Raw genomic sequence first — 25,868 nt, forward strand, 5'->3', positions numbered from 1 at the left:
TCGGCACCGCTCCGCTCTTTAATTCATTCTTGCACTCTATCGTACCGGCGCCGCAAGGCGGCCATGGGCGGTCGCGTGCTTTTAACGGAAGCTCACATGCACCCAATGCTCAACACGGCGATCAAAGCCGCCCGCCGCGGCGCCGCCGTCATCAATCGCGCCTCTTTTGACCTCGACCGCGTCGTCGTCACGGAAAAACAACATAACGATTTCGTCACCGACGTCGACCAGGCGGCCGAACAAGCCATCATCGAGGTGCTGTCCAAAGCCTACCCGGACCACGCGTTCCTGGCTGAGGAATCGGGAGCTTCCGCCAACTCGCACGACGAGAATGAATATCAGTGGATCATCGACCCGATCGATGGCACCACCAACTTTATCCACGGCTTCCCGCAGTACTGCATCTCGATCGCGCTCGCGCATCGCGGCGTCGTCACGCAAGCCGTCATCTACGATCCGGTACGCAACGACCTGTTCACGGCCACCAAGGGCGCCGGCGCCTACCTGAACGAAAAACGCATCCGCGTCACCAAGCTCGATCGCATCTCGAACGCCCTGCTGGGCACCGGCTACGTGGCCGGCAGCGCCCGCGCGCTGGACGAATACCTGAAGATGTACGCGATCATGGGCGAACGCAGCCAGGGCGTGCGTCGCGCCGGCTCGGCCGCGCTGGACCTGGCCTACGTCGCTTGCGGCCGCCTGGACGGCTTCTACGAAAAAGGCCTGAAGCCCTGGGATATCGCCGCCGGCGCCCTGATGATCACGGAATCGGGCGGCATCGTCGGTGAATTTTCCGGCGAATCGGACTACCTGTACAAGGGCGACGTCATCGCCGCCAGCCCGAAGATCTTTGGCCAGATGATCACCCTGCTGACGCCTTTCGCCTGATCGCCAGACGCGCTCTGATGTAAAAAAAGCTGCCGGAGGAAACTCCGGCAGCTTTTTTATTGCCCGCAGGTATAGCGATCAGTCGCTGACGGCATACGACGCCGACGTCAGGATGCCATTCGGCGTACGTACCGTCACCGTCAACAGGCCGTTGCGCACGCTGTTCGGCTGGCACGCGGTGCCGATCTGGGTCACGTCGCTGATCATCTGCACGGGATAGATCCAGTTGGCGGAACTGGCGCTGTCCATGCTCGGCACGACGAAGCTGGCGCCGCTGACGATGCTGCCATTGCTCGCCGAGAAGCTGATCGTCGTGCCGGCCGGCAGCGGATTGCCAGGCAAGTCAAACGCCCGCTTGGTGACATCCTTGCCATTGATCACAAACACGGTGTCATTGTCGTCGCGGATGGCGAGCTGGAAGGTGTGAACCTTGTTCTCGAACACAGTGCCATCGACGCACTTGTCCAGATCAATGGTGGCAGCGCCCAGCGGCGTGAAACGCGCTGTGCTGCCCGACAGCACCTGCACCAGTGCCTGACGTATATGCACGGTATTGGCCGCCGTGGTGTTGACGCTGGAGGCCGACCGCAGCACGCCGTTGTACTGCTTGTCGCCCGTCGCGTCCCATTTTCCGTTGCCGTTCGAATCGATAATGGGTTCGCCATCGGCGCGCACGGCATTGCCCGTGCTGTAGGCGTCATCCTTGAAATTGGCATTGTTGCCAACGATGGCGCGGTCATTGCGGAACGGCTCGCCCAGGTCGACATACGTCTCGCCGCTGTCGAACAGATTATTGCCATTCGTATCAGCGAAACTTTCCTCGCCCAAGGCGTATGCCAGGATGGTCACGCGGCCGTCAAGCGGACGCGGGTTGCCGGGGCAGAAACGCACGCTGCACGAACCCGGTATGCCCTTCTGCGTGATCACCGTACCGTCCGTCAGGGTAGTGTTGACCAGGCCCGTCAGGCAGGAAGCATCGACGGTGCCGCCTTCGGCCGTGAAGCTGACGGCCGTGCCATCGGGCACGGGATTGTGGAAGTGGTCGCCCAGGCGCGCCGTGATGGTAGCCCCCGTCGGCGCGGTGCAGCCGGCATAATCCCGGCCTTCCGTATTGAACATGGACGTGCTCAAGGTAAAGCTGTCCTGCTCGGGCACGCCGGTGGACACCACCAGCTGGTCCGACACCGTCGACAGGCTGGTGCCTTGCAAGGTGGCCGTGACGCGGATCGGCGTGTTCACGGTGCCGGAGGCCACCGTGGTGCTGACGCTGCCATCGGCGCCGCTGGTCGATTGCGCCGGATTGAGACTCAGGCCACCAGCCGTGGTGTTCAGCGAAAAGTCAACCACATGGCCACTGACGGGATTGCCATTCCTGTCGAGCACCTTGAAGGTGACGATGGATGACTCTTGCCGGCCCGCACCGCCCGTGCCTTTCAGGGCGATGTTTTGCGGCAGCGCCGAGACAAAGCCGATCTGGCCGGCAGCGGCCGTCTGCACCGTCAGGGTGCCCGCCTGGCTCAAGGTGGTGGCATTGAAGACGGTGCTGGCCGTGATCACGTCCGGCGCGCCGCAGCCCTTGTCGATGTACGAGGTGCTGGCCACGCCATTGACCGTATTCACGGGGCTGCTGATGACCGCCTTGCCGGCGCTGGCGCAAGGCGAGCTGAAGACGACCGACTGCACCGGCGCATACACGGCCGCGCCATTCATCACCGTCACGCTCAGGCCGGCCGTGCCGCCCGCCGACAGGGTCGCCGGCACGACGCCCACGCCGCCCAGTGTCAGGGTCGGGTAAACCACCGTGTAATTGATATTCGACGTCAACACGCTGCCATTCACCGTGGCGCTGGCCGTCAGCGCAAAAGCGCCGCTCTGGCTGCCGGCAGCGATGACGATGCTGGCCACGCCGTTCGCATCCGTCAGGGCGCTGGCCGCGCCCGGGGTGAAGCTGGCGCTCTTGTCGCTGCTGTTCAAGATCAGCAAGACGCCCGGCAGCACGGCGCCACTGCCATCCTTCACGACGGCTTGCACGGTGGCGCTGTTGCCGGGGCTGACCGAGGTGGTCGCCTTGCCGGCCCCGTCTTTCAGGCTCAGCGCCAGGGTCGCCGGCAACGGCACGACGGGTGTCACGGGAACCACCGGCGTGACGGGCGGCACCACGCAGCCGGGCAGGTTCGGATTGCGGCTCGGGTCCAAGGTGCTGCAATCGCTGCTGCCGGAACCGCCCCCACCACAGCCGGCCAGCAACGTCACTGCCGTGCCGGCAGCCAGACACAGCGCCCAGCGCGCCGACACACCGCTACTCATCAATCCAGACATGTACTTCTCCCTGTTATTTTGCTGCTGATCATGTGTTACTGCTATCTTGTTCAAGCCTGGTCGCGCCCCAGGATCAGGCGGATGCCGGCGCCGCGCCCCAGGCTGGCGACGGCCACCAGTGGCATGGCCTCCCCCCGCTGCGCCAGGGCTTGCCGCAAGGCATCGGCCTGGCGTGCGTGGCCGGGCGCGTACAGGATCTGACTGCGCTCCTGGCGAAAACCGGGCTGATTGCGCAGCCGGCTGACCGCCATGCCCCGCGCCTGCACGCGCAAGCGCATCTGCGCCGCCATGCCGCGTATGCCATTGCCATTGATGATTTCGATCTCGGCCGGCGCCTCCGGCGCGACGGCCACGGCTGGCGCGGCTGGCGCGGCCGGCACCAACGCCAGCTGCGCCGCCTGCACCAGTTGCAAGTTATTGCGCGCCAGTGCCGTGCCGCCATCGCACGCCATGGCCTGCTCGAGCATGCTGGACGCTTGCGCCAGCTCCCCTTGCAGGTAATACACATAGCCGAGATTATTCAGGGGCTGGGCAGCCGCAGGGAAGTCGCGCACCAGCGCCAGCAGCGCCGTGGCAGCCTGTTCAAGCCGGCCCTGGCGCGCGTCGAGCACGGCCAGCGCATTACGTGCGCCCAGCTGCTGCGGATCAAGGGCGATCGAGGCGGCAAAGGCTTCGGCGGCAAGCGCAAGCTGGCCCCGCTCCTGGTAAAACTTGCCCAGTTCAAAATACGTGGCGGCATTCTGGCCGGCGGAATGACTGATGCGCTGCACGCCCTGGACTTGCCACTGCGGCGGAGCATGGCTGGCTGTGCAGCCCGACAACAGCAGGAATGCAAGCATATACAAGCCTGCCATCCCAAACCGGCTGAATGGCAGCCTCATACCGCCCCCATCGCTGGCAGCAGGGCGCGGCGGATCTGCAGCAGGGCAGGCCCCATGAGCACCACCAGCAAGGACGGGAAAATGAAGAAAATCAGGGGGAACAGCAGCTTGAGCGCAATCTTCGCCGCCGTTTCCTCGGCGCGCTGGCGCCGTTTGGTGCGCAGCTGGTCCGATTGCACGCGCAAGGAGGCGGCGATGCTGGTACCGAAACGCTCCGCCTGTATCAGCAGGGTCACCAGCGCATCGACGTCTTCCACGCCCGTGCGCAGGGCCAGGTTGCGCAAGGCCTTGTCCTTGGCGCTGCCGGCGCGCAGCTCCAGCGTCACCAGCTGCAACTCCTCGGCCAGGATCTCACTTTTCATGCCGATTTCCTGCGCCACGCGTGCCAGCGCCGCATCCATCGCCAGGCCCGCCTCGACGCAGACGGTCATCAAGTCCAGCGCATCGGGAAAGGTTTCGAAGATTTCGCGCTGCCGCTCTTGCAGGCAATGCTTGAGCCAGAAGTCGGGCAGGTAATAGCCGAGGGCGGCGGCCAGCACCAGCCACAGGAACAGCTGGTGGTCGCCATGGCGCAGCAGCAGATATGCCAGCAGCGGAAACAGCAGGGTCAGCCCCGTCTTGGCCGCATAAAACAGCGCTGGTGCGGTACTCTTGCGCCAGCCCGCATTGATGAAGCGGATGCGGATGGGCGACACTTCCCAACCCTCTTCAGGCAAGGATAGCTTGACCAGCGGACGGGTCAGACTGATCAGGTGTCCCAGCCAGCGCTGGTTCATCCGGCCGGCCTTGCCGGTATCTATTTTCTGCACGTCCAGGGTATCGAGGCGCATTTGCACCGCGTTGCCCGCAAACAAACGCGCCAGCACCAGGACGATACCGAACACGATCAGGAACAGCACCACCAACAAGCCTATCTGCATGCCGCTCATCGCGCCACCTTCCGTATAGTCAACTGCCTCATCTCATGGCCTCACACGCGAATGCGGATAATCTTGCGAATCACAAAGACGCCCGCTACCAGCATGCCAAAGGCGCCCCCGACCATCTTGCGACCGCCGCTGTCCGTATACAACACGGCGAGGAAATCCGGGTTAATCACCTGCATCATCAGCGCGGCGACGAAGGGCAGCGAACCGAGCACCCAGGCCGACATGCGCCCTTCAGCCGACAGCACGCGCACCTGGCCCATCAATTTAAGGCGGTCGCGGATGATGGCGCTGATACTGTTCAGCAACTCCGTCAGGTTGCCGCCCGTTTCACGCTGGATCAGCACGGCGATGACGAAATAGCGCAGGTCCGTACTGGGCACGCGCGCCGCCAGCCCCGACAGGGCATCGGACATCGCCACGCCGAAATTGACTTCGTCAAACACGGCGCGGAATTCATCGGCCAGGGGACCCGTCATCTCGTCGCCGACCATTTTCAGGGCCGTGGGAAAGGCGTGGCCGGCACGCATGGCACGGCTCATCATGTCCAGGGCGTCGGGCAACTGCTGCTCGATGCGCACCAGCCGGCTGGCCTTGGCGCGCATCACGAGCAAGAACGGCAGCGCCGCACAGGCAAGGCTCAGCAGCAGACGCAGATACCAGGGCAAGGGGCTGAGGCTGCCCAGCAGCAGCCCGAATAGCAAGCCCAACAGGCAATAGCCGAGCAGCTTGCCCACGTTCCAGTTCTTACCCGACTGCAGCAGCAAGCGGTCCAGCCATTGCACGCCGGGCAGTGCCTCCAGCAAGCCCTGTACGCCCGCATGCGAACTGAGCTGCCGGTTCTTGGTGATCGACACGGTTTTCTGCGCGTCGTCGCTGGCCGTATTCATCGCCAGCAAGCGGCGCGCCACGCGCCCGGCGCCGGCGCCGCGCGACTGCAGGTTGAAGTAAACGGCGCCGACCAGCAGCATGACCGCCAGGAAGATCAGCAGATACACCAGATACGAGAGATAGCCCATGCCGCGTCAGCGCCCGCTGCCGGTCGGCTCGAAGACCGCGCTGGAAATGCCGATGCCAAAACTCTTCAGGCGTTCCAGGAAATGGGGACGGATGCCGCTGGCCGAGAAATACCCGACGACCGCCCCGCTCTCCCCCACCCCCGTCTGCTTGAAACTGAAGATCTCCTGCATCGTGATGACATCGCCCTCCATGCCCGTGATTTCCTGGATCGACGTGACCTTGCGCTTGCCGTCGATCAGGCGCGACACTTGCACCACCACCGATATGGCCGAGCTGATCTGCTGGCGGATGGCTTTGCTTGGCAGGTTGGCGGCCGCCATGCTGATCATGTTTTCCAGTCGCGTAATGGCGTCGCGCGGAGTGTTGGCGTGGATGGTGGCCATCGAGCCTTCATGGCCCGTGTTCATCGCACCGAGCATGTCGAGCGCTTCGGCGCCGCGCACCTCGCCCAGGATGATGCGGTCGGGACGCATCCGCAGGGCATTGCGCACCAGCGCGCGCTGCGACACTTCCCCCTTGCCTTCGATATTCGGCGGGCGCGTTTCCAGGCGCACCACGTGCGGCTGCTGCAATTGCAGCTCGGCCGCGTCTTCCACCGTGACGATGCGTTCGGTATGGCCGATAAAGCCGGAAATCACGTTCAGCATGGTGGTCTTGCCGCTACCCGTGCCGCCGGAAATGAGGATATTCATCTTCGCCTTGCCCAGGCCCTGCAGCACCTCGGCCATCTCGGCCGTCATGCTGGTGTAGGCGACCAGGTCGGCCAGGCGCAGGGGATCGACGGAAAAACGCCGGATCGACATCACGGGTCCGTCGATGGCCAGCGGCGGGATGATGGCGTTGACGCGCGACCCATCGGGCAGGCGCGCATCGACCATGGGGCTCGATTCGTCGATGCGGCGGCCCACGCGCGAGACGATCTTGTCGATGATTTTCATCAGATGGGCATCGTCATTGAACACGACATCGGTCAATTCCAGCTTGCCGCGCCGCTCGACATACACTTGCTTGTGGCCATTGACGAGGATATCCGACACGGTCGGGTCCGACAACAAGGTTTCCAGCGGACCAAAACCGAGCATCTCGTTGCGAATGTCGCGCGTCAGGTTCTTGCGCTCGACATCATTGATGACCACGGCTTCTTCGTCGAGCAGGCGCTCGACCAGGCCGCGCAACTCGTCGCGGATCTGTTCCTGCGTCAGCCGCTGCATGCTTTCCAGATCGACGCGCTCAAGCAGCAGCGCGTGAATGCGCTGTTTCAGCTCGCGGTAACTGCGGTTGTCGATGGCCGGCGCGCGCTGCGGCGTCAGGGTAGCGATCTTGCCGTTACCGAGACGCTCGCGGATCGACAGGCTGGGGGCGGGAGAAGTTGCCATAAAAGAATTCCTGTTCGAGTGGTGTTAGGCGCGCCGCAGCATACGGCTCAGCCAGCCTTGCGGCACGGCTTCGACGCTGACGCCCGTCAGGCTGGCGGCAAACTCCTGCAGCGAGCGCGTGATGGGGCTGTTCTTATCCAGCTGCAAGATCGGCATGCCCTGGTTGACCGATGCGGCGGCCGACGCATAATGATTCGGCACCGTGCGGTCGATCGTGGTGCCATACGCCGCCTCCAGGTCCTGCAAGCGGATTTCGCCGCCCTTGTCGTGCCGGTTGACGATCAGGCGCACCTTGTCCTTGTCGTATTCCAGCGAACGGAACATGCCCAGCAGGCGCTTGCCATCGCGGATGTATGGCAAGGTCGTTTGCAGGATGGGGAAAATCAGGTCCGCGTGGTCGAGCGCGCGCACGCTGACCGCATCGAGGTTGCGCCCCACGTCGAGCACCACGAAGTCGTACTGGCGCCGCGCCAGCTTGATGATGGCGTCGATATGTTCAGGCAGCACTTCGCTGGCGTGGGCCGGGTCTTCCGGTGCCGCCAGGACGCTGAAATTGGGCAGCACATTGAGCATGCTCGAAGCGAGGAACGACGGGTCCAGGCGGTGGATGTCGCGCGTCACGTCGGACAGGGTGGCCAGCGGCTTGCTCTCGGAGACAAACAGCGAGGCATCGCCGAAGTGCAGGTTCAGGTCCAGCAGGGCAACACGCTTGTGGCCGCTGGCTGCCAAGGCATAGCCGAGGTTGGTGGCGATGAAGGTGGCGCCACTGCCGCCCTTGCAGGAAATGAAGGCCAGCACCTTGCCATTGCCATTGTCGCGCCGCTCGAGTTTTTCCTCGATGCGCTCGAGCGCCGGGTAAATGCTGGCGGCGGCGGCCGGCGATGGCAACACTTCGCGCACGCCGGCACGCATGGCTTGCAGCAGGAATTCGGGCGAATGCTGCGGACACAGCAGGATGACGGCCAGGCGCGGAAACTGATTGCTCAGGCGCTCGATGGCGGCCAGGTCGGCGCCATCGTTGCCGGGCCGGTCGAACATCAGCACATCGGGCAGCTCTTGCGCCGAATACAGTTGCTCCAGCGGTCCGCTGCGGGCATCGACGTCGTCCGCCGGATTGCGGTTGCCGACCAGGCGGCCCAGCTCGGCCAATGCTTTTTCGTCGCGGGATATGATGGCGATTTTCACGATATGCCTTGCCTGTTCTGTGGTAACGGTGACATGTTCATTGGCGTCCGAGGCTGATCGTCATGGCGCCCGATTGCGGCACCGGCGCGCTGAACGACTTCTGGTACGCGTTATAGCCCGCCACCGCCGCCTTGCCATCGAGGCCAGTCACCGGGTCGCGGTTCAGTCCCGCCTGCGGGTTGATCACTTGCTGGGCACGCAGCAAATCGACGCTGCGGCCAAAGTTGCGGTCGAAGTGCGGCGTGGTGGTGCAGCCGCTGGCGGCAAACGACGCCAGCAGCACGCACAGCAGGGGAAGGAATGGAGGACGCTGCATGCTCACTCTCCTATTGAAGGTCGAAGCCGGTCGCCGCTGCGGCGCCCGGTTGTTTGTCGGCCGCTGGCGGCGCCTTGGGATTGCCTTCCATCTTCCCTTGCAGGAAGAATTGCGCGCGGCTGGGCGCCACATAGGCATCGGTCGGCAGCACGTAGTCGCCGGCCAGCGGCTTGACCAGGTGCGGCGTGATGATGAACACCAGTTCGGTGCGGTCGGTCTGGAAATCGCTGCTGCGGAACAAGGCGCCCAGCACGGGAATCTCGCCCAGCATCGGCAGCGCCTTGATATTCGTGGTCACGTTGTTCTTGATCAAGCCGCCGATGGCGAAGCTCTGGCCGTCGAACAATTGCACCGTGGTGGTGGCGCGCCGCGTGGTAAACGCCGGCAGGATGGCGCTGCCGGCGGTGCCGCCCGTGGTGATGCCGATGCCGTCCTTGTTCAGTTCCGACACTTCCGGCGCCACCTTCAGGTTGATGCGCCCGCCATCGAGCACGGTGGGCGTGAACTTGACGGCGATACCGAATTCCTTTTCTTCCAGGGTGATCTTGTTGGTGGCGCTGTCTTGCGAGACGGGAATGTAGATCTTGCCGCCGGCAAGGAAGCTGGCTTCCTGGCCGCTGATGGCCATGATGTTCGGTTCGGCCAGCACTTTCACGAGGCCGTCGCGCTTTTGCGCATCGAGCGTGAGGAAATTGCCGTTTTTGCCGTTGAAGCCATCGATCATGCTGGGATTGCCACTCAACAAGTTCGACAGGAAACTGTAGGTCCAGTTGCCGCTGCTGGCGCGCGCGCCGATGCTGGCGCCCAGCTGGTCGACGAGGGTTTTCGAGACCTCGGCAATTTTTACTTCCAGCATCACCTGCTGCGGCGCGGCGATGGTCAGCATATTGATCACGCTCACGCCCGCGGCGCCCGCGCCAGCACCGGCGGCACCGCCAGCAGCGGCAGCGGGCGCTGGCATCACACCCGCTGTCGCAACGGGCGCCGCCGCTTCGCCGGCGCCCCGCTGTGCGAACGCAGTGGCCATGGCCATGATCTGGCTGGCCTTGACGGCATCCGATACCATGCCCGTCAGCACGATCGCGCCGCCGGCCGAGCTGGCCTTGAGATCTGTTTCACGCGGGAACACAAGCGCCAGTTGCGCCTGCAAGCCGTCGGCATCGACACCGACTTCGATATCGACGATCACGGGACGGTGATCCTTGTCCCACAGAATCAGATTGGTGCTGCCCGGTGCCAGGCCCCAGATATACAGCTCGCTGGAACTGCCCAGCAGCCTGGCGCCCGCCACCTTCGGATCATTGACGGCGATCTGCGAGACGGCACGCGTCAGGCTGCGCAAGGTCGACTTGCCGACGGACAAGCGGATCGGCGGACCCAGCCGGGCGATATCGGCCCCCAGCGACAACGGGGCCGCCTGGCTGACGGCGTCCACCTTGCGCACGGCGGGCGCGGCGCTGGCGCCGGGCTGCCACAGCAAGCTCGCCGTCAAGCCACTCAGGGCCAGGGCCAAGGTCAAGCGGGGCCTGACGATACGGGTACGAAATGAGGTCATCAACTATCCCTGGTTCTGAAATTTTTAAAATTGCTGGACACGCGTGTCCATGCCCGTGATCACTTTGACGCTCTCGGCCGGTGGTGCGGGAGCACGCGGCGCCTGCCGCACTGGCGCTGGCGCAGCCGCGCGCGGCGCGGCGACCGGCACCAGCGGCTTGAGTCCCAGCAGCGATTCCTTGGTGGCGCCGCCCGTGTTGACGGGCGCCGGATCGATCTGGTTGCGCAGCACCAGCGACAAGGTGCCCACGCTGCGCGCCAGATCGAGCTTTTCCACCTGGTCCGGCGTCAATTCCAGGGTCACCGCATTGACCACCTTGGGCTTGTTGTCATCGCGGTTCGATTCCTGCGCCACGGCCAGCACCAGGATGCGTTCGAGCACGATCTTGGAAATGGCCAGTTCGGCGCCACCGCTGGCCTTGGCGCGGTCGTCCTGGGTATTGACGAGGATGTCGACAAAGTTGCCAGGCAAGGCAAAGCCCGCCACCCCCACCACATCGTTGACGCGTACGGTCATGGCGCGCTTGCCGTCTGCCACGATGGACGACAGGCCACCGCTCGTGCCCGGCGGTGCAAGTTTGCTTTCCAGCACCGGTTCACCCAGGCTGATGGCCGTGCGCGTGATGCGCCCGTCGAGCGCCTTGCTGTCGGCAAAGGCACCGGGCGGCTGCGCGCCGGCGGGCCAGTCCATGCTGCGCAACATGAGCGGAGTGATCTTCGTGCCCACGCCGATATCGACCAGGGCCACGACGATCTTCTGGTTCGACGGCGTACTCTGGCCGCCCATCCAGATCGCCGCCGTCAGCACGGCGGCACCAGCCAGCACCAGGGCCAGCAGCAACATGAGTAAAGCACGGGTATTTCGCATCGTTTTTCCTCTGACTTCAGCTTGATTTCGGTTCACGCCGCTCTTGCACGGCCATGTCATCGGCGCCCTGGCGCTGATTCGCGCCGGCAAAATAATTGTTCCAGGCCCAGTCCAGCACCTGCTCGTTCAGTTGCGCCGCCGTGCCCTCGTAGCGGGCCAGGTCGCGTACCTGGCGCAGCAGGTCGCGCGGATAGCAGGCCAGCAAGGGCGTCGCGCCGCGCGCATGGCGCTGCAGCAGGAAGGCAAAGGCGGCCGCATCGAACTCCATGCCGTAGGCGGCACAGGTCTGGCGAAATACGGTTTCGTAATGCGCTGCGCTGAGCGCCGGCACTTCGATCTTGTAGCCCAGGCGGCGCAGGAAGGCCGCATCCGACAGGCGCTCGGGCAGAAAATTCGAGGAAAACACCACCACCACGTCGAACGGCACCTGGAAGGTGTGGCCGTTGTGCAGCGACAGGTAATCGATGGCGCGGTCCATCGGCACGATCCAGCGGTTCATCAGTTCCAGCGGCGAACAGCGCTGGCGCCCCAGGTCGTCGATGATGAAAATGCCGTTGTTGGCCTTCAGGTGCGGCGGCGCGCGGTACAAACGCGTCACGCTGTCGAAGCGCAGGTCCAGCATTTCCAGGGTCAGCTCACCGCCGGTGAGCACGGCCGGACGGCGCACGCCGCGTACCCAGCGCGCGTCGAGCTGCACGGCGCGCTCGATGCCGGCCGGCGCTTCCTGCTGCTGCGCCGCCGGCAGATGCAGCACCGGGTCATAAAAGGGCACGACTTCGCCATCGACCATGATGGCGTAAGGCAGGGCAATGGCCCCTTGCAGCAAGTCTTGCAGGCGTTCGGCCAGATACGTCTTGCCGCTGCCGGCGGCACCGTAGATGAAAATGGCGCGCCCGGAATTCATGGCCGCGCCCAACTGGTCGAGCACGGCAGGATTAACGACCACGCCGTCGAAGCTGGCCTGTACCTGCGGGCGCGTGACATGCATGTTGGCCACGCTTTGCGCCGCCACCTGCGCGTTGTAGGCGGCCAGCGGCACGGGACATGGGCCCGCATAGGCATTGCGCGCCAGGCACTCGAGGGCGCGCTGGCGGCCGCTGTCCGTCAACTGGTAGTGGATGTCGGCATCCGTGCCGCTGGCGCCGCGACGCATGACCTCGCACATTTTTTCCTGCCGCATGAAAACGATCACGGGATCGAGTACGCCCAGGCCCAGCTTGACGTAGCTGGCCAACTCGGGCAGGTGCAGCTGTCCCCGCTGGAACAGCACCTTCACCAGCAGTTCGACCAGGAAAAAGAAGGGCAAGCCTGTCTCTTCGACGGTGCGCGGGGCACGCTGGGCCGCTGGCGCGGCAAGCAGATCAGCAGGCATGGGCACAGGTACAGAAGACGCCATGGATCATGCGAACCTTCCCAGCTGGCCGCTGGCGGCCAGCAGCAGGTAGAGCGAGGTGCCGCTGGCGATGGCGATGGCATAGGGCAACTGGCCGCTGGGCTTGGCAGGCGCATCGATATCGGGCCGTTGCGTAGCGATGGCGCGCATCAGGCTATTCAATACCAGGTAATAGCTGTTGCTCGCAACCTGGCGCAGCGTGCCGTGGAACGCCGCCACGGCCAGCGCCAGCACGCCGCCCGCGAGCAGGCTGCTCAGCAGGCAAAAGAAGACGCTGTGCGGGCCGACAAAAGCGCCCACCATCGCCATCAGTTTCACGTCGCCGGCGCCCAGCGCCTTGAGCGCGTACATCGGCATCAGCAGCGCCAGGCCCAGGGCCAGGCCACCCAGGGCCGGCCAGAAGCCGAGCGCGCCGGGCGCGGCCGTCAACAGTCCTGCACCGGGCGGCAACAGCGTATTGAGCAAGAGTCCGGCCAGCGCACCGGCCAACACCAGGCGGTTCGGAATGCGGCGGCTGCGCACGTCGTGGTACACGGCCAGCAGCAGCAGAACGGCCAGCAGGACTGCCGGCAACCAGCTCAGGAAAAGATCGGTGTACATGAATTATCCGGCACAGGAAGGACAAGGACTCGGTACAAACAAAAATGGCCCGGCGCCATGCAATATGATCCGGGCCATCACAGTGGCAAGTACACGCTTGGCGTGCGGCTTGCCCTGATGCATATGCTTAAGGAGTTCCGGCAATCTTTTTGGCAATATTGGTAAACACGGTCGAGAGGTTGGTGCCGATCGAAGTCACGGACAAAACGATCACGGCAGCGATCAGCGCAGCGATCAGGCCGTATTCGATTGCGGTAACGCCATCTTCTTCAGCGATAAAATTTTTGATGAAATTCATGATTAATCCATTCAGAGTAAGTGTTAACAACGTCATGTGGGACTGCTGATGCAAGCAGTAAATTGCTCACTTATGAACCCTTGCATATAGCCAGCAGCGCAAGCAGGAACACTACGGCCATCAGCGACAGCAGCAAAGCATGTTCGAAAAATGAGTTACCACTTTGATCTTGCAAGAAATACGCAAGCTCACCCGTCCCACCATCGTTCAAGCGCATTTCCAGCTCCTGTCACCGTTCGCATTTTCAGTCTGGCTAACTCAGCGACAATCACCGATTGCTGATAACGGTATTGTATGGAAAGACACATTGATACTAATCAGACAAAAGTCATTTTATTGCCAGTACAAAAGAGCCTATTTTCCTACACGGCATCAGTACATTTGTAATGGCATCAGCATTCCTGGGGCGCCGCCAGCCCGTTCTTCACCGCGTATACATACAGTTCCAGGCGGTTGGCAACGTCCAGCTTGCTGTAAATCGATGTCAAGTGATTGCGCAAGGTTTGTTCGGAAATGAAGGCGCGCTGCGCGATGGTCTTGTTGAGTGCCCCATTGCCTTCGACCATCATGGCGACTATCTTGCGCTCCTTGAGGGTCAGCTGGGCAATGCGCGCCATTTCGGGATCGGGCGGCGCCGGTGCTGGCGCCGGCTTGATCAGCGCTCCCAGCAGACTGCCCAGCAAGGCCTGGTCCAGGCACAATTCGCCGCGATGTACCCTGGCAATGGTATCGATCACCTGCTCCCCCGCCGCCTCCTTGCCGATCACGCCGCGCGCGCCGCTGCGCACGGCGCGGCCCAGCACCTCCTGGTCGCGCGTGCCGCTGAACATCACCGCCCGCGTGACGCCATTGGCCAACAGCGCGGGGATGAAATCGACGGAACACACGCCGGCGAGGTCCACGTCCAGCACGACAATATCGGGGCGCAAGCTCTCGGCAAGCTCCAGCGCGCGGCCTATCGTACTGGTGCTGGCGACCACCTGCATCGCCGGTTGCGCCTCTTCCAGCAGTTTTTCCAGTCCCCACAACATGGTTTTATGATCATCAACCAGCATGACGCGGATGGGATGCAGACTTGACATACGATGGCCTTTAACGGGGCAGCCGTGACGCTCTTGCCGTCAGACTGGAATTTCAATATGCACGGTGGTGGCGCCATCAGCGCCCTGGCTGACCTGCACCCGACCGCCCAGCGCCATGACGCGTTCAGCAATGGAGGCAGGCATGAACTCGACGCGGGACGACGTTTCGCCGGCATTCTCTATCGATATCGACAAGGCATGCGCATCGCAGACGAGTGTCACGCGGCCCTCGCGGGCGGTGGTGTGCTTGCGGATATTGCTCATGCCTTCATTTACGATCTGGAATACTTCGGCTGCCAGCCGGTCGCTGAGATCAAACGCGCTGTCCGAGACGATCTCGATCGTGATGCCAAAAAACTTCTTCAACTGCTCCGCCTGGCGCCGCAACGCCACCAGCAAGGTCACCTGTTCCCGCTCCGCGCCGCCGCGCACCGTCTGCGCCATCCGGCGCAGGTCGCCAATCACCTGGCCACTCATGTCGATCAGCTGGTCGAGATCGGCCAGCAAGGGGCTGTCGGCAGCCGCCTTGGCGCGCAAGGCGCTCAAGCCATGGCGCAGGCCGATATACGGCTGGATGGTCGAATCGTGCAAGTCGCGCGCAATCTTTTGCCGCTCGCGGTACGCCGCGCCGGAGGCCAGCTTGTCGAGAATGGCGATGTTTTCAATCAGGGGGAACACTTGCGCCACGATATGCAGCAGGAATCTGGCGTCGGCCCGGGTCAGCCGGTTCTTCGCGGAGATCACGTAGATGCGGCCCAGTCCCTTATGCAAAGGAAGGGGCACGCTGATGAAGGAGCGCGCATCGAGCAGTTCGGCCAGCGCCGTGCCCTGCGGCCCATGCGCATCGAGCCGCTGCCACTTCGCACTGCCGCGTTCGACTCCCGTGAGCACGCTCGCCAGTCCCAGGCGCGCGCGCAACGACGGCGCGTACAGCACGCTCTGGCTGGCACCGAACACCATCAGCGGCGCCACCGCGGCTTCGCTCAGCTGGCTGACACGCCCCGCGTGTCCGCCTCTCTCTTCGAGCGCCGTGCGCAACTGCCACTGCGCCCCATCGCCCTCGCGCATGACGAGGATACAGCTGCTGGCGTCAAAAAAGGCACGCGCTTTCTGCAAGACCGACGCCACCGTGTGGTCGACGCCAAAGCGGGGATTCGATTGCTGGCTGACCTCGCGCAACAACGCCAGGCGGCGCTTCTGCAACAGCCCCAGGCCGCCCCAGTACGCAATCATGTAGCCGAGCGCCATGACAAAGGTGGTGCGCAGCAACAGGTGCGAAATGATCAGCTCAGGGGTCGACGCCACCGATGCCAGCACCAGCAGAACACAGGAGGCAAGCGTGATGCGCGCGCCTTCATCGAGTCCGCGCTGAAACGACGCCGCCAGGATAACGAAGAAAAAGAAAGGGAAAAAATAGCTTTCGGCGCCGCCGGTACCATACACGATCAGGCCGCACCACAGCACGTCGAGCCAGCATATCACCTTGCCATGCACTACCGGATGCTTGAAATAAAGAAAAACAAACAGCACTGCGCTATGCAGAACGTATGAACACAGGATCAACCAGGCCAGCTGATTCGGCACACCCAGCTTGCCCGGGTTGATGATCAGCGTTAATAAGGCCGTCACCGACAGCAGCAGGCGCATGCCAGAGATCATGATCAAGTCTGCATGATCGACCATTGGCAATGCCGTATCGGCATTTGGTTCCTCTTGCAGTTGTTGCTGTTGCGGCATGCTGATTTATTCACTTTTCAAAAACACCATCGGCTGGATCACCAGGACAATGGTTGATTATTCTTTAATTTATTAAGCCTCCGCATCTTACTCTCAGGAACGTTACTCAGGGGTATGGAGTAATCAATTAACTACATTTATTGCAAGAAACTTGATTTATATGCACTTTGGTGCCACCCTTGCGCACTCGAAGCGAGATACAATGAAGAGTGACCCATGGGCAACAGGCCCGCCATCACACCGATGCCGGCGCGAGCCTTGATACGGATACCAGACATGATGCTCAACCAGGCCACACCCTTCCGGTCCCCGCAAGGCAAATTCAGGCAATGCGGCTCCGCCATCGTCGAGTTCGCCATCATCGCACCGGTCTTCCTGCTGTTCATGATAGGCATCATCGAACTGAGCATGGCATATTTCGCCAATCTCACCATGCAGCATGCGGTGCGTGAGGGGGCGCGCTATGCCGTGACGGGCAACAGCGATCTCGATCCCGCCAGCAGCAACCAGCAGCGCTACCAGGCCGTCATTCAAAAAATGAAGGATAGTTCGATGGGTATCTACGACAAGGTCAATCCCGTCATCACGGTGAACGGCGTCAGCGGCACCAGTGCCGGCATGTTCGGCAACGCGGGCGATATCGTCGTGATCTCCGTCGCATACAACTGGACATTCGCCACGCCGATGATGGCCGCCTTCTACAAGGACGGCAAGGCGCCCTACGTGGTGGCCGCCACCATGCGCAATGAAAGCTTTGGCGGTCTATGATGCGTTCCCACTCTCCTGCGCGGCGCGCCGCGCGCGGCATCGCCGCCGTGGAATTTGCCATCGTGCTGCCGCTGCTGGCCCTGCTGCTGTTCATGGTGGTCGACCTGTCGCGCGCCATCCAGGCCAAGATCATCCTGCTCAACATCAGCCGCGAAGGCGCCAACCTGGCCTCGCGCTCGACCACCGACCTGAGCGGATCGAGCCAGACCATCATGAATGCGCTGGCCGCCAGCACGCCGCCGCTGGACATGAACAAGCGCGGCATGATCTACATTACCAAGATCATGGGCTACACGGCGAAGAGCGGCTTGCGCAATATCGTGCTGGAACAGTACCGCTGGGACGCCGGCGCGAAGGCCAGCGGCTACCTGCCCGCCAGCCAGGTGTGGCAATGCGGTAGCTGGAGCAATGGCACGTGCACCAATATCGCCCAGGCCGAAAGTGCCCCCGCAGTGTCACTGATGTCGGGCCAGCTGTCCGATGGCGAACTGATTTATGCCGTGGAGACTTTCTATAATTTCGACATGCTGTTTGGCACGTTAAAAATTGGCGACAGCACGACGCCTGTCCTCGGCCCCAACCTTTATTCGATGACGGTATTCTGATGCGCATTCCACACAAGCGACAAAGCGGCCAAGTGCTGATCATGGTGGCGCTGTCGGCCGTCGTCCTGATCGCCTCGGCGGGCCTGGCCATCGATTCGGCGCTCGGCTATTTCGTCAAGGCCAAGCTCAACGCGGCAGTCGATTCGGCCAGCCTGGCGGCGGCGCGCGGCGTGACCCTGGGCGATACACAGGCAGCGCAGGCGGCCAACGCGCGCCAATCGGCCAAGGAATTTTTTGACATCAACTATCCCGACAAATTCCTGCTCTCCACGCCCGTACTCAACCCCGTCGGTGTGACCTTCGACAAGGGCACCGTCACCATCGACGTCTCCGCCACCGCCTCCCTGCCCGTCTCGCTGATGGGCATACTCGGCTTCAAGACCCTGAACGTGGCAGCCGCCGCGCAAACCATCCGCAAGGACCTCGACATGGTGCTGGTGATGGATACCTCGGGTTCGCTGTCTGGCAATGCCACTGCCGTGCGGGCGGCAGGCAACTCCTTCCTGAATAAATTCAATTCCAGCGTGGACCGCGTAGGCCTGCTGCATTTCGCCTCGGATGCGCAAGTCGATCTGGCCATCAATCCCATTACGCGCGGCTTCAACCGCACCACGACCACGGCGGCGATCAAGAGTTTTTCCTTTGAAGGCGGCACCAATTCGGCCGAAGGCATGTGGCAGGCGCGCAAGCAGCTGAAAGACATCAGCCCGCTCAACCGCTCCAGCCTGCGCGTCATCGTGTTTTTTTCCGATGGTTCGCCGGCCGCCTTTTCCGGGTACTTTCCGAACTCGGGCAATAAATGCACGATCGCCGGCGGACTCGCCACCTACACCAAATTTCAATCGGACGCGCTGGCCGGCCTGTACCAGATGCGCACCACCAACACTCTGTTGAAAAGTATTTGCGACTCCGGCACGATTACTTCCCTCCCCCTCTGGTATAACGCGAACAACCTGGAGACCCTGCCCAACGATCCGAATGCACGCGAATTTCCCATCGTGACCAGTACGCCGCGCCCCGTGACGGCATCCGTATCCTCGTCGCAGGACCAGTGGAGCAATGTGCACCGCGCCTCGCGCAACCTGGCCGAAGCCATCGCAGCCAAGTCGCGCCAGGAAGGCATTTTCGTCTTCACCTTGGGCATGGGCGCATCGCTGATCACGCCGGAGGGGCCGGATAATGAACTGGGCGCAGACTTGCTGCGCTGCATGGCCAATACGAGCGATGCGCCTACGCGTTGCCGCAAGCCGGCCGAACCCATGGGCCTGTACTGCTACGCGGCCACCGAAAGCGACCTGAGCCCCTGCTTCACGCGGCTCGCCTCGGCCATCCTGCGCATTTCCAAATAAGGCATGGCCATCGGCTAGAAGGCAAAGCAGCTGCAGCCCAAGGTGCCCCAGAAACCGGAAAAATCGCTGATCGGCACGGCCGACTTGCGCGCCCGGTCGTGGGCGTGGGCGTGCACGCCGCAGGCGCCCGCGCACTGGTGCGGCAGCAAGGCTTGCGCCGGCCTGGCCGCGGGCCGGTAGTGGCCGGGCACCGCGCGCACGGGCGACCACTCGGGCAGCACGGGAATCGGGGGCGGCGCCAGGGCGGAAAATGGCCCCTGGCCGTAGACGATCTTGCCACCCACCATGGTCAGCACGGAGTCGATGGACTTGATCGCCTCTTCCGGCACGGCGAAATAATCGGCCGACAACACGGCAAGATCGGCCAGCATGCCCTCGCGGATGCGCCCCTTCTTGCCTTGCTCGCTGGAAAACCAGGCGCTGCCCGCCGTCCACAACTCCAGTGCCGTGTCGCGCGACAATCTACCCGCCGCCTCCGTCAGGGCCAGGCCGCCCACGGTGCGTCCCGAAACCAGCCAGTACAGCGCCGTCCACGGGTTGTAGCTGGCCACCCTGGTGGCATCCGTGCCGCCGCCGACAGGTACGCCCGCGTCCAGCATGCGCTGCACGGGCGGCGTGGCCTTGGCTGCATCGGCGCCATAGCGCTCGACAAAATATTCGCCCTGGAAGGCCATGCGGTGCTGGATGGCGATGCCGCCGCCCAGCGCCCTGACGCGGTCGATATTTTTCGGGCTGATGGTTTCCGCGTGGTCGAACAGCCAGTGCAAGCCGGCGAACGGCGTGTCGCGGTTGACCTTTTCGAACACGTCGAGCATGCGGCTGATCGATTCGTCATAGGTGGCGTGCAGGCGGAACGGCCAGCGTTGCTCGACCAGGTGGCGCACGACCTTTTCCAGTTCATCCTCCATGCCGGCCGCCAGCTCCGGGCGCGGCTCGAGGAAATCCTCGAAGTCGGCGGCCGAGAACACCAGCATTTCGCCGGCGCCGTTATGCCGATAGTAATCCGTGCCGTCGCCGGGCTTGATCATGCCGGTCCACTTCTGGAAGTCCTGCAGTTCCGCGCCCTTGTTTTGCGTGAACAGGTTGTAGGCGATGCGGATGGTCAGCTGCTCTTTTTGCGCCAGCTCGTCGACGACGGAGTAATCCTCGGGATAATTCTGGAAGCCGCCGCCCGCGTCGATGGCGCTGGTGATGCCGAGCCGGTTCAGTTCGCGCATGAACTGGCGCGTGGAATTGAGTTGCAAGTCGAGCGGCAGCTTCGGGCCTTGCGCCAGGGTCGCATACAAGAGCATGGCGTTCGGCCGGGCGATCAGCAAGCCGGTGGGGTTGCCGGCCGCATCGCGCACGATTTCTCCGCCCGGCGGGTTCGGCGTATTTTTATCGTAGCCGACGGCGCGCAGGGCGGCGCGGTTCAGCAGGGCACGGTCGTACAGGTGCAGGATGAAGACAGGGGTATCGGGCGCGGCCGCGTTGATTTCATCGAGCGTGGGCATGCGTTTTTCCGCAAACTGGAACTCCGTCCAGCCGCCCACCACGCGCACCCATTGCGGATTCGGCGTGCGCAGCGCCTGTTCTTTCAGCATGCGCAAGGCGTCGGCCAGCGAGGGCACGCCTTCCCAGCGCAATTCCAGGTTGTAGTTCAAGCCGCCCCGAATCAGGTGCAGGTGCGAGTCGTTCAGGCCGGGAATGACCGTGCGGCCAGCCAGGTCAATCAACTGCGTGGCGGGACCACGATGGCGCATCACGTCTTCAACGTCGCCCACGGCGAGGAATCTGCCATCGGCGATGGCGACGGCGGACGCCAGCGGCTGCGTCCGGTCGACCGTGTGAAAACGGCCATTGAGCAAGATCGTGTGTGCGTGCATGGAAACTCCCGAATCGAATGAAAACACAGCCCCGCCGGCGGGCGGCGGAGCCGGGGTATCAGTAGAAAATCAATGGCCTTCGCTAGCGTTGAACATGGATTTGGCGTAGATCAGGCCCAGGCCATAGCCGCCGCCGTGCGCCACGGCCGTCGCCACCGTCTCGTTGTAGGTTTCGCCACGGGCCCAGTCGCGCTGCAATTCCAGCAAGTATTGCACGGACGTCAGCGGCTGCGCGCCCGCCTGTATCATGCGCTGCATGGCCATCGCATGGGCTTCGTCGGAGACGTCGCCGCTGGCGTCGGCAATCACGTAGACCTCGAAGCCCTGCTCCAGCGCCGACAGCGCGGGGCCGACGATGCAGACGGATGTCCACAGGCCAGCCAGCACGATCTTGCCCTTGCCGTAGCCATTCACCTTGTCGGCGATGCGCGCATCTTCCCAGGTGTTCATGCTGGTGCGGTCGATCGGCGCCTGCTCGGGGAAGACGGACTGGATTTCATCGAAGATCGGACCGGAGAACGATTTGGCGGCCACCGTCGTCAAAATCGTCGGCACCTTGAATTCAAACGCCGCCTTGGCCACCAGGGCCGCATTGTTGCGCAGCAGGGCAAGGTCGATGGAACGGGTGGCGAACGCCATCTGCGACTGGTGGTCGATCATGATCAGGGTATGATCGTTCGGGGTCAGCAGTTTTTGTGCGGCTTGGGCGGTAGCGACAGGCATGATGTTTTCCTTAGTGAAAATAATTGAATATAAAAAAGGATGTCGTTGTACGGTGTTTCTGCTGTTTCCCTTGCCTCACGTTGTGTGTGCCGGGCCAGTGCTATGCAGTATGAACGAGATACTTTGAAAACAAAAACGGAAAGAATGCCAAGCTATATGCAATTTTTTCGATGATACGAAATATACGCAACAGCAACCCGCACATCAAGGAGAAAACATGGGATTTGAATTCAGGATCACGGCCAGCCTGACGCAGGAACAGCGCCAGCACCTTGCACAACTGCCAGAGTTGGCGGCGCCGGCGCCGCGCCCGCCCGGCAGCGCCAGGCCCGATACCGAAGCCAGGCTGACGGACGCCGGCCTGTATATATGCCAGCACCTGCGCCCGGATCCCTGGCACGGCCTGGCCGCCCTGCATGCCTGGCTCGATGCCCAGGGCGTGCGCTACGCCGTCGAAGAGATCGACGACTAAATGGAGCCTACAGGGAGCCTTCGAGCATGACGCGCAGCGTGCGGTAGCTGCCCGCATCGACCGTGCGCAGCAGGCTGCCGGCGCCATCCGCATACAGGCTGCGCGTGCGCTCAAGCTGGCGCAGCAGATTGGCGCCCGACACGCGCAAGCGCAGCTGGTCGCTGAACTTCCACAACGCGTACAGATCCAGTTCGCGCCGGGCGCCCTGCCAGGCCAGCAGCTGGTTTGACTCGCGCGACGGTCCACCGCCCTGGTAATGCAGATTGCCGCCCAGGGTCAACGGCCTGCTGGCCAGCCGGTAATCGGCGCCCAGGTTGGCGCTCCACGGCAGCTGGCCATCGAGGCGGTTGTCCGGGCCGGCGACGGCGTCCACCGTCGACCAGTTGCGCGCCACGTTCGCCCGCAGGTCCAGCGCGGGGGCGCCCGCCCACAGCGCCGCCAACGGCAGCTTCGCTTCCAGTTCGATGCCGCGCACCTGCGCCCTGCCCTGATTGACGGGCGTGGCCACCCAGCGCCCCTTGTCCTGATACAGCCGGTCCAGCATCACGTCGCCGATGCGCCGCAGCGAGGCGCTGGCGCCCAGCATGGCGCCTTCCGCAGGATAGTATTCGTAGGCCGCGTCCAGGCCCCACGCCAGTTCCGGACGCAGCGCCGGGTTGCCCTGGTTGTCGGGGTTCACGGGGCTATTGCCGTTGTCGTTGAGGTAGGGGCGCGGGATCAGCTGGAAAATCTGCGGCGCCTTGTAAGTACGCGTGACGGCCAGGCGCAGCTGATCCTTGCCGGCCAGCTTCCACAGGCTTTGCAGCACGGGACTCCATACCTGCGCGCGCACGTCGACGGGGCCGGCGCCACCGGTGGCGCTGGCCGTGCGCCAGCTTTCCCAGCGCAGCCCCAGATACAGCGACCAGCGCGCGGAGAGCTCCCATTCATCCTGCGCGAACAGGGCCAGGCGCCGCACCGTGATCGCATAGTCTTCGTCCGGCAGCACAGGCGGCCCGCCCGGCGACAGCTGGCGCTCGCGGCGAAATTCCGCGCGCCGCCGGTGCCCCGCATCCCAGCCCGCCGCCAGTGCGTGCCCCTCGCCCAGCGTCCGCCGATAGGTGCCGCTGGTCTGCACGCCCACCTCGTCCACGCCCGCATCGACCCGGCGCACATTCGCCGGCCCGGGCGCGGCGCCGACACCCTGGAACAGATAATCGCTGCCGCGGTGGTTGACATCGAGGCCCAGTTTCATTTCGAGGCTGGCCCCCTGTCCGAGCTTGCGCAGCCAGTGCAGATCGCTGCGCACGGTGCCGCTGTCCTGCCTGAAGGTGGCGTCATTGTCCGGATAGTCGGTATGGCCGCCCAGGTAAGACGTTTCCACCACCTGGCGGCGGCTGGCCAGGCGGCGCCAGGTGACCAGGCTTTGCCAGGCCAGGCTGTCTTCGCCCGCCAGCGCCCATTGCAAACGGGGCGCCAGCTCCAACGTAGCGCTCGTCACGCGTTCCGTCAGCGGCATATGGCGCACCACCGTGGGTCTGCCATCCGCATCGTATGCGCGGTTCCATTCATCGAGCAAGCCCTGGCGCCCCGTGTGCGCGAGCGTGCCGGCCAGCGCGTAAGACAGGCGGCCGTCCTTGTCCGCCCACTGCACGGTGGCGCTGCCGGCGGGCATGCCATGGCTGCCGGACGCCCCCAGCTTGAAGGTGCGCTCGCGCCGCTTGCCCGATTTTTTCAGCACGATATTAATGGAGCCGGCGATCGCCTGGGCGGAAAATTGCGCCGTGGCGGCGCGCATGATTTCCACGCGCTCGACCAGTTCCGGATCCAGAGAGTCGAGCGAAAAACCGGGCGGCACGGGTACGCCGTCGAGCATGATGAGGGTATAACCCTGGCCCAGCCCGCGCAGCTGGATTTGCCCGCCAGTCGTGCCCGAAGCCGTGCCGGCTGGCGCACCGATGGAAATGCCGGGCAAGCGCTTCAAAGCATCGGCCAGGACGCGGTCGCCCTGGCGTATCAGTTCCTCGTGACCGACGACGATGGCGGCGACGGTGTCGTTGCGGCGCTGATCCACTTTGCCGGCATTGACCGTCACGGAAGGGAGGACGTCTGCGGCATGGACGTGCGCCGTCAACGGCAGCGCAAGGCTGCACAATAGAATACTCAATCGCATGGGGAATCCTGAAAGGTCTGTGGTGGTGTCGGCTTGCGGTCGGCTCACGCTAATGGCCGAATTGTTCCTTGCGCAGGCGCAGGGCGCGCGCGGTGGCGGTGGCATCGAGGCCGGCCAGCCACTGTCGCGGATCCTGCAAGCGCCCGTCGCGGGTGACCTCGAAATGCAAATGCGGCCCCGTCGCCAGACCTGTGGCCCCCACCGTGCCGATGGCCTGCCCTGTCGTGACGGCCATGCCGGTAGTAAGCGTGACCCGATCGAGATGGGCATACAGCGACTCGATGCCAGCGCCATGGTCGATGCGGACGGCCTTGCCAAGGCGCGCATCTTCGCTGACGCTGGCGATGCCGTCGGCCGCCGCATGCACGGGCGTACCGCGCCTGGCACCCAGATCGATGCCGCTATGACCTTGTGGCGTCATCTGGCGTACCACGCCAAAGAAGCCGGTCACACGCATGCTGTCCAAAGGATTGCGCCAGGTAGCTGGCGCCGTCGCCGGCCCAGTGAGCGCAGCTACCGGCGTGGCTGCCGGCGTGGCTGCCACAGCCCACGCCAGTGCCGGCTGCAGCGCCAGGCTGGCCGCGCCGATCGCGCACAGCAGCAGCGCCATCAGCACCCGCAAGGCCCGAGGTGGGCGTCGCTGCCCATCACGCATGCACAGCAGGCGCTCGGCCATACGGCCACCGCCAAAGGCCAGCCCAGGCAGCGCCTGCGTCTGCAGCCCCAGCTGCTTGACCAGGGCCACCGCATATTGCTGGCGCTGGCGCGGAGCGCGGCGGGCCAGGACCTGGCGGTCGCAACCGAGCTCTTGCGCCCAAGCCAGCTTGCCGGCCAGCCAGCGCGCGGCCGGATTGAACCACAGCAGCGCCTGCAGCATGCTGGCCAGCAGCAGCAGCAAGGGGTCGCGCCGGCGTGCATGGGTCAGCTCATGGGCGATCACCAACTGCCGCTGTTCCGGCGTAAATTGCGCCAGGTGCACCGGCAACAGCAAACGCGGCCGCCACACGCCCACCAGCATCGGCGAAATCGGCGCATCCACTTCCAGCACATCCATGCCATGCAGCCGGCGACGCCGCGCCAGCTGCAGCAAGGTCCGCAACATGGCGTGGCCACGCTGCCAGCGCCAGACAGCGCAAGCAACGCCCAGCAGATAGATCAGGCCCCAGGCGGAGGACACCAGGGCCAGCCACGAAGCAGCGGATGGCAGCCCGGCAGTTGGCGCAGCCATGGCCATTGGCGCGTCGGGTGCTGCGCTGGCCAGGAAAACGGGCACGCTCACCTCGGGCACCAAGCTCAGCTGCCGCGTATCTGGCAGCAGCGGCAGCACAAACACGGCGGCCAGCACCAGCTGGGCGCCGAGCCACACGCTGCGCTGCGCCGCCAGCGCGGGCCAGCGCCGCTGCGCCAGGCTCAGCATTGCCCACAGCAGTGGGCCGGTCACGAGACAGGCGGCGCTGGCCTGCAACAGCGTGAGAGAAAACAGCAGCATCG

General features: G+C 63.7%; 24 protein-coding genes. 5 read left to right on the top strand and 19 right to left on the bottom strand.

All coding sequences use genetic code 11. The features are described from left to right. The first annotated feature begins 105 nt into the window (after positions 1–105). Positions 106–888 (top strand): inositol monophosphatase family protein, encoded by a 783-nt coding sequence (locus tag K0F86_RS17785; protein WP_035826389.1) that lies wholly within the window; start codon positions 106–108, stop codon positions 886–888. 78 nt (positions 889–966) lie between these two features. Here K0F86_RS17785 and K0F86_RS17790 read toward each other — a convergent pair whose 3' ends face one another. The 15 genes from K0F86_RS17790 to K0F86_RS17860 form a co-directional block, all read right to left on the bottom strand. Then, positions 967–3,207 carry an Ig-like domain-containing protein gene (locus K0F86_RS17790; protein WP_219135636.1) on the bottom strand — a complete coding sequence of 747 codons (2,241 nt, stop codon included), beginning with the start codon at positions 3,205–3,207 and terminating at the stop codon, positions 967–969. A gap of 50 nt (positions 3,208–3,257) precedes the next feature. After that, complete coding sequence (locus K0F86_RS17795; RefSeq protein ID WP_219135637.1) at positions 3,258–4,046, bottom strand: LytR C-terminal domain-containing protein; 789 nt, start codon at positions 4,044–4,046, stop codon at positions 3,258–3,260. Positions 4,047–4,084: 38 nt separating this feature from the next. Beyond that, positions 4,085–5,017 carry a type II secretion system F family protein gene (locus K0F86_RS17800; protein ID WP_219135638.1) on the bottom strand — a complete coding sequence of 311 codons (933 nt, stop codon included), beginning with the start codon at positions 5,015–5,017 and terminating at the stop codon, positions 4,085–4,087. Between the two features lie 41 nt (positions 5,018–5,058). Further along, entirely contained in the window at positions 5,059–6,033 is a 975-nt protein-coding gene (locus K0F86_RS17805; protein WP_219135639.1) for a type II secretion system F family protein, read from the bottom strand. A 6-nt stretch (positions 6,034–6,039) separates the two neighbouring features. Further along, complete coding sequence (locus tag K0F86_RS17810; RefSeq protein WP_374197303.1) at positions 6,040–7,386, bottom strand: CpaF family protein; 1,347 nt, start codon at positions 7,384–7,386, stop codon at positions 6,040–6,042. Positions 7,387–7,434: 48 nt separating this feature from the next. Beyond that, positions 7,435–8,595, bottom strand: a complete 1,161-nt coding sequence (locus K0F86_RS17815; protein ID WP_219135641.1) for an AAA family ATPase — start codon at positions 8,593–8,595, stop codon at positions 7,435–7,437. Positions 8,596–8,632: 37 nt separating this feature from the next. Further along, the gene (locus tag K0F86_RS17820) at positions 8,633–8,911 is read right to left on the bottom strand and encodes a pilus assembly protein (protein WP_219135642.1); all 279 of its coding nucleotides are present in this window, start codon (positions 8,909–8,911) and stop codon (positions 8,633–8,635) included. A gap of 10 nt (positions 8,912–8,921) precedes the next feature. Beyond that, a complete protein-coding gene (locus tag K0F86_RS17825) occupies positions 8,922–10,466 on the bottom strand; it encodes a type II and III secretion system protein family protein (RefSeq protein WP_219135643.1) in 1,545 nt (514 codons plus the stop codon). A 24-nt stretch (positions 10,467–10,490) separates the two neighbouring features. Continuing rightward, on the bottom strand, positions 10,491–11,333 hold the full coding sequence (gene cpaB / locus K0F86_RS17830) for a Flp pilus assembly protein CpaB (protein WP_219135644.1): 843 nt from the start codon (positions 11,331–11,333) through the stop codon (positions 10,491–10,493). A 16-nt stretch (positions 11,334–11,349) separates the two neighbouring features. Continuing rightward, positions 11,350–12,705, bottom strand: coding sequence for an ATP-binding protein (locus K0F86_RS17835; protein WP_219135645.1), 1,356 nt, complete (start codon positions 12,703–12,705; stop codon positions 11,350–11,352). 27 nt (positions 12,706–12,732) lie between these two features. Beyond that, the gene (locus K0F86_RS17840; RefSeq protein ID WP_257572214.1) at positions 12,733–13,326 is read right to left on the bottom strand and encodes a prepilin peptidase; all 594 of its coding nucleotides are present in this window, start codon (positions 13,324–13,326) and stop codon (positions 12,733–12,735) included. Between the two features lie 127 nt (positions 13,327–13,453). Then, entirely contained in the window at positions 13,454–13,624 is a 171-nt protein-coding gene (locus tag K0F86_RS17845; RefSeq protein WP_219135646.1) for a Flp family type IVb pilin, read from the bottom strand. A 70-nt stretch (positions 13,625–13,694) separates the two neighbouring features. Next, a complete protein-coding gene (locus K0F86_RS17850) occupies positions 13,695–13,841 on the bottom strand; it encodes a hypothetical protein (RefSeq protein ID WP_165829357.1) in 147 nt (48 codons plus the stop codon). 175 nt (positions 13,842–14,016) lie between these two features. Beyond that, positions 14,017–14,706, bottom strand: a complete 690-nt coding sequence (locus K0F86_RS17855) for a response regulator transcription factor (RefSeq protein WP_257572215.1) — start codon at positions 14,704–14,706, stop codon at positions 14,017–14,019. A 39-nt stretch (positions 14,707–14,745) separates the two neighbouring features. Then, entirely contained in the window at positions 14,746–16,443 is a 1,698-nt protein-coding gene (locus tag K0F86_RS17860; RefSeq protein WP_219135647.1) for a sensor histidine kinase, read from the bottom strand. A 276-nt stretch (positions 16,444–16,719) separates the two neighbouring features. Here K0F86_RS17860 and K0F86_RS17865 point away from each other — a divergent pair, with 276 nt between their 5' ends. Genes K0F86_RS17865 through K0F86_RS17875 form a run of 3 tightly spaced genes read left to right on the top strand, consistent with a single transcriptional unit; the run spans position 16,720 to position 19,165 of the window. Then, positions 16,720–17,211, top strand: coding sequence for a TadE/TadG family type IV pilus assembly protein (locus K0F86_RS17865; RefSeq protein WP_257572216.1), 492 nt, complete (start codon positions 16,720–16,722; stop codon positions 17,209–17,211). Continuing rightward, the gene (locus tag K0F86_RS17870) at positions 17,208–17,816 is read left to right on the top strand and encodes a TadE/TadG family type IV pilus assembly protein (RefSeq protein WP_219135648.1); all 609 of its coding nucleotides are present in this window, start codon (positions 17,208–17,210) and stop codon (positions 17,814–17,816) included. Before K0F86_RS17865 ends, K0F86_RS17870 begins: the two co-directional genes overlap by 4 nt. Continuing rightward, entirely contained in the window at positions 17,816–19,165 is a 1,350-nt protein-coding gene (locus K0F86_RS17875) for a VWA domain-containing protein (RefSeq protein WP_219135649.1), read from the top strand. Before K0F86_RS17870 ends, K0F86_RS17875 begins: the two co-directional genes overlap by 1 nt. Positions 19,166–19,179: 14 nt before the next feature. On the opposite strand, the gene K0F86_RS17880 is transcribed toward K0F86_RS17875, so the two are convergent. Both K0F86_RS17880 and K0F86_RS17885 read right to left on the bottom strand, forming a co-directional pair. Then, positions 19,180–21,030 carry an amidohydrolase gene (locus K0F86_RS17880; protein WP_219135650.1) on the bottom strand — a complete coding sequence of 617 codons (1,851 nt, stop codon included), beginning with the start codon at positions 21,028–21,030 and terminating at the stop codon, positions 19,180–19,182. A gap of 69 nt (positions 21,031–21,099) precedes the next feature. Further along, positions 21,100–21,753 (bottom strand): hydrolase, encoded by a 654-nt coding sequence (locus K0F86_RS17885; RefSeq protein WP_219135651.1) that lies wholly within the window; start codon positions 21,751–21,753, stop codon positions 21,100–21,102. A gap of 217 nt (positions 21,754–21,970) precedes the next feature. On the opposite strand from K0F86_RS17885, the gene K0F86_RS17890 reads away from it, so the two are divergent. Beyond that, on the top strand, positions 21,971–22,225 hold the full coding sequence (locus K0F86_RS17890) for a hypothetical protein (RefSeq protein ID WP_219135652.1): 255 nt from the start codon (positions 21,971–21,973) through the stop codon (positions 22,223–22,225). A gap of 7 nt (positions 22,226–22,232) precedes the next feature. Here K0F86_RS17890 and K0F86_RS17895 read toward each other — a convergent pair whose 3' ends face one another. Together K0F86_RS17895 and K0F86_RS17900 are read right to left on the bottom strand one after the other, a co-directional pair. Further along, positions 22,233–24,377, bottom strand: a complete 2,145-nt coding sequence (locus K0F86_RS17895; protein WP_219135653.1) for a TonB-dependent siderophore receptor — start codon at positions 24,375–24,377, stop codon at positions 22,233–22,235. 49 nt (positions 24,378–24,426) lie between these two features. Next, on the bottom strand, positions 24,427–25,866 hold the full coding sequence (locus K0F86_RS17900; RefSeq protein ID WP_219135654.1) for a M23/M56 family metallopeptidase: 1,440 nt from the start codon (positions 25,864–25,866) through the stop codon (positions 24,427–24,429). Positions 25,867–25,868: the final 2 nt, after the last annotated feature.

It is taken from the genome of Janthinobacterium sp. UMAB-60 (genome assembly GCF_900095235.1).
Taxonomy (GTDB): Bacteria; Pseudomonadota; Gammaproteobacteria; order Burkholderiales; family Burkholderiaceae_D; genus Janthinobacterium.

Bases quoted from the DNA above. Each gene is read 5' to 3' on its own strand.
- K0F86_RS17825 (WP_219135643.1), bottom strand. From the start codon at position 10,466: ATGACCTCATTTCGTACCCGTATCGTCAGGCCCCGCTTGACCTTGGCC.
- K0F86_RS17880 (WP_219135650.1), bottom strand. From the start codon at position 21,030: ATGCACGCACACACGATCTTGCTCAATGGCCGTTTTCACACGGTCGAC.
- cpaB (WP_219135644.1), bottom strand. From the start codon at position 11,333: ATGCGAAATACCCGTGCTTTACTCATGTTGCTGCTGGCCCTGGTGCTG.
- K0F86_RS17805 (WP_219135639.1), bottom strand. From the start codon at position 6,033: ATGGGCTATCTCTCGTATCTGGTGTATCTGCTGATCTTCCTGGCGGTC.
- K0F86_RS17785 (WP_035826389.1), top strand. From the start codon at position 106: ATGCTCAACACGGCGATCAAAGCCGCCCGCCGCGGCGCCGCCGTCATC.
- K0F86_RS17895 (WP_219135653.1), bottom strand. From the start codon at position 24,377: ATGCGATTGAGTATTCTATTGTGCAGCCTTGCGCTGCCGTTGACGGCG.
- K0F86_RS17800 (WP_219135638.1), bottom strand. From the start codon at position 5,017: ATGAGCGGCATGCAGATAGGCTTGTTGGTGGTGCTGTTCCTGATCGTG.
- K0F86_RS17860 (WP_219135647.1), bottom strand. From the start codon at position 16,443: ATGCCGCAACAGCAACAACTGCAAGAGGAACCAAATGCCGATACGGCA.
- K0F86_RS17890 (WP_219135652.1), top strand. From the start codon at position 21,971: ATGGGATTTGAATTCAGGATCACGGCCAGCCTGACGCAGGAACAGCGC.
- K0F86_RS17885 (WP_219135651.1), bottom strand. From the start codon at position 21,753: ATGCCTGTCGCTACCGCCCAAGCCGCACAAAAACTGCTGACCCCGAAC.
- K0F86_RS17875 (WP_219135649.1), top strand. From the start codon at position 17,816: ATGCGCATTCCACACAAGCGACAAAGCGGCCAAGTGCTGATCATGGTG.
- K0F86_RS17790 (WP_219135636.1), bottom strand. From the start codon at position 3,207: ATGTCTGGATTGATGAGTAGCGGTGTGTCGGCGCGCTGGGCGCTGTGT.
- K0F86_RS17840 (WP_257572214.1), bottom strand. From the start codon at position 13,326: ATGTACACCGATCTTTTCCTGAGCTGGTTGCCGGCAGTCCTGCTGGCC.
- K0F86_RS17865 (WP_257572216.1), top strand. From the start codon at position 16,720: ATGATGCTCAACCAGGCCACACCCTTCCGGTCCCCGCAAGGCAAATTC.
- K0F86_RS17850 (WP_165829357.1), bottom strand. From the start codon at position 13,841: ATGCGCTTGAACGATGGTGGGACGGGTGAGCTTGCGTATTTCTTGCAA.
- K0F86_RS17855 (WP_257572215.1), bottom strand. From the start codon at position 14,706: ATGTCAAGTCTGCATCCCATCCGCGTCATGCTGGTTGATGATCATAAA.
- K0F86_RS17820 (WP_219135642.1), bottom strand. From the start codon at position 8,911: ATGCAGCGTCCTCCATTCCTTCCCCTGCTGTGCGTGCTGCTGGCGTCG.
- K0F86_RS17870 (WP_219135648.1), top strand. From the start codon at position 17,208: ATGATGCGTTCCCACTCTCCTGCGCGGCGCGCCGCGCGCGGCATCGCC.
- K0F86_RS17795 (WP_219135637.1), bottom strand. From the start codon at position 4,046: ATGCTTGCATTCCTGCTGTTGTCGGGCTGCACAGCCAGCCATGCTCCG.
- K0F86_RS17900 (WP_219135654.1), bottom strand. From the start codon at position 25,866: ATGCTGCTGTTTTCTCTCACGCTGTTGCAGGCCAGCGCCGCCTGTCTC.
- K0F86_RS17835 (WP_219135645.1), bottom strand. From the start codon at position 12,705: ATGCCTGCTGATCTGCTTGCCGCGCCAGCGGCCCAGCGTGCCCCGCGC.
- K0F86_RS17845 (WP_219135646.1), bottom strand. From the start codon at position 13,624: ATGAATTTCATCAAAAATTTTATCGCTGAAGAAGATGGCGTTACCGCA.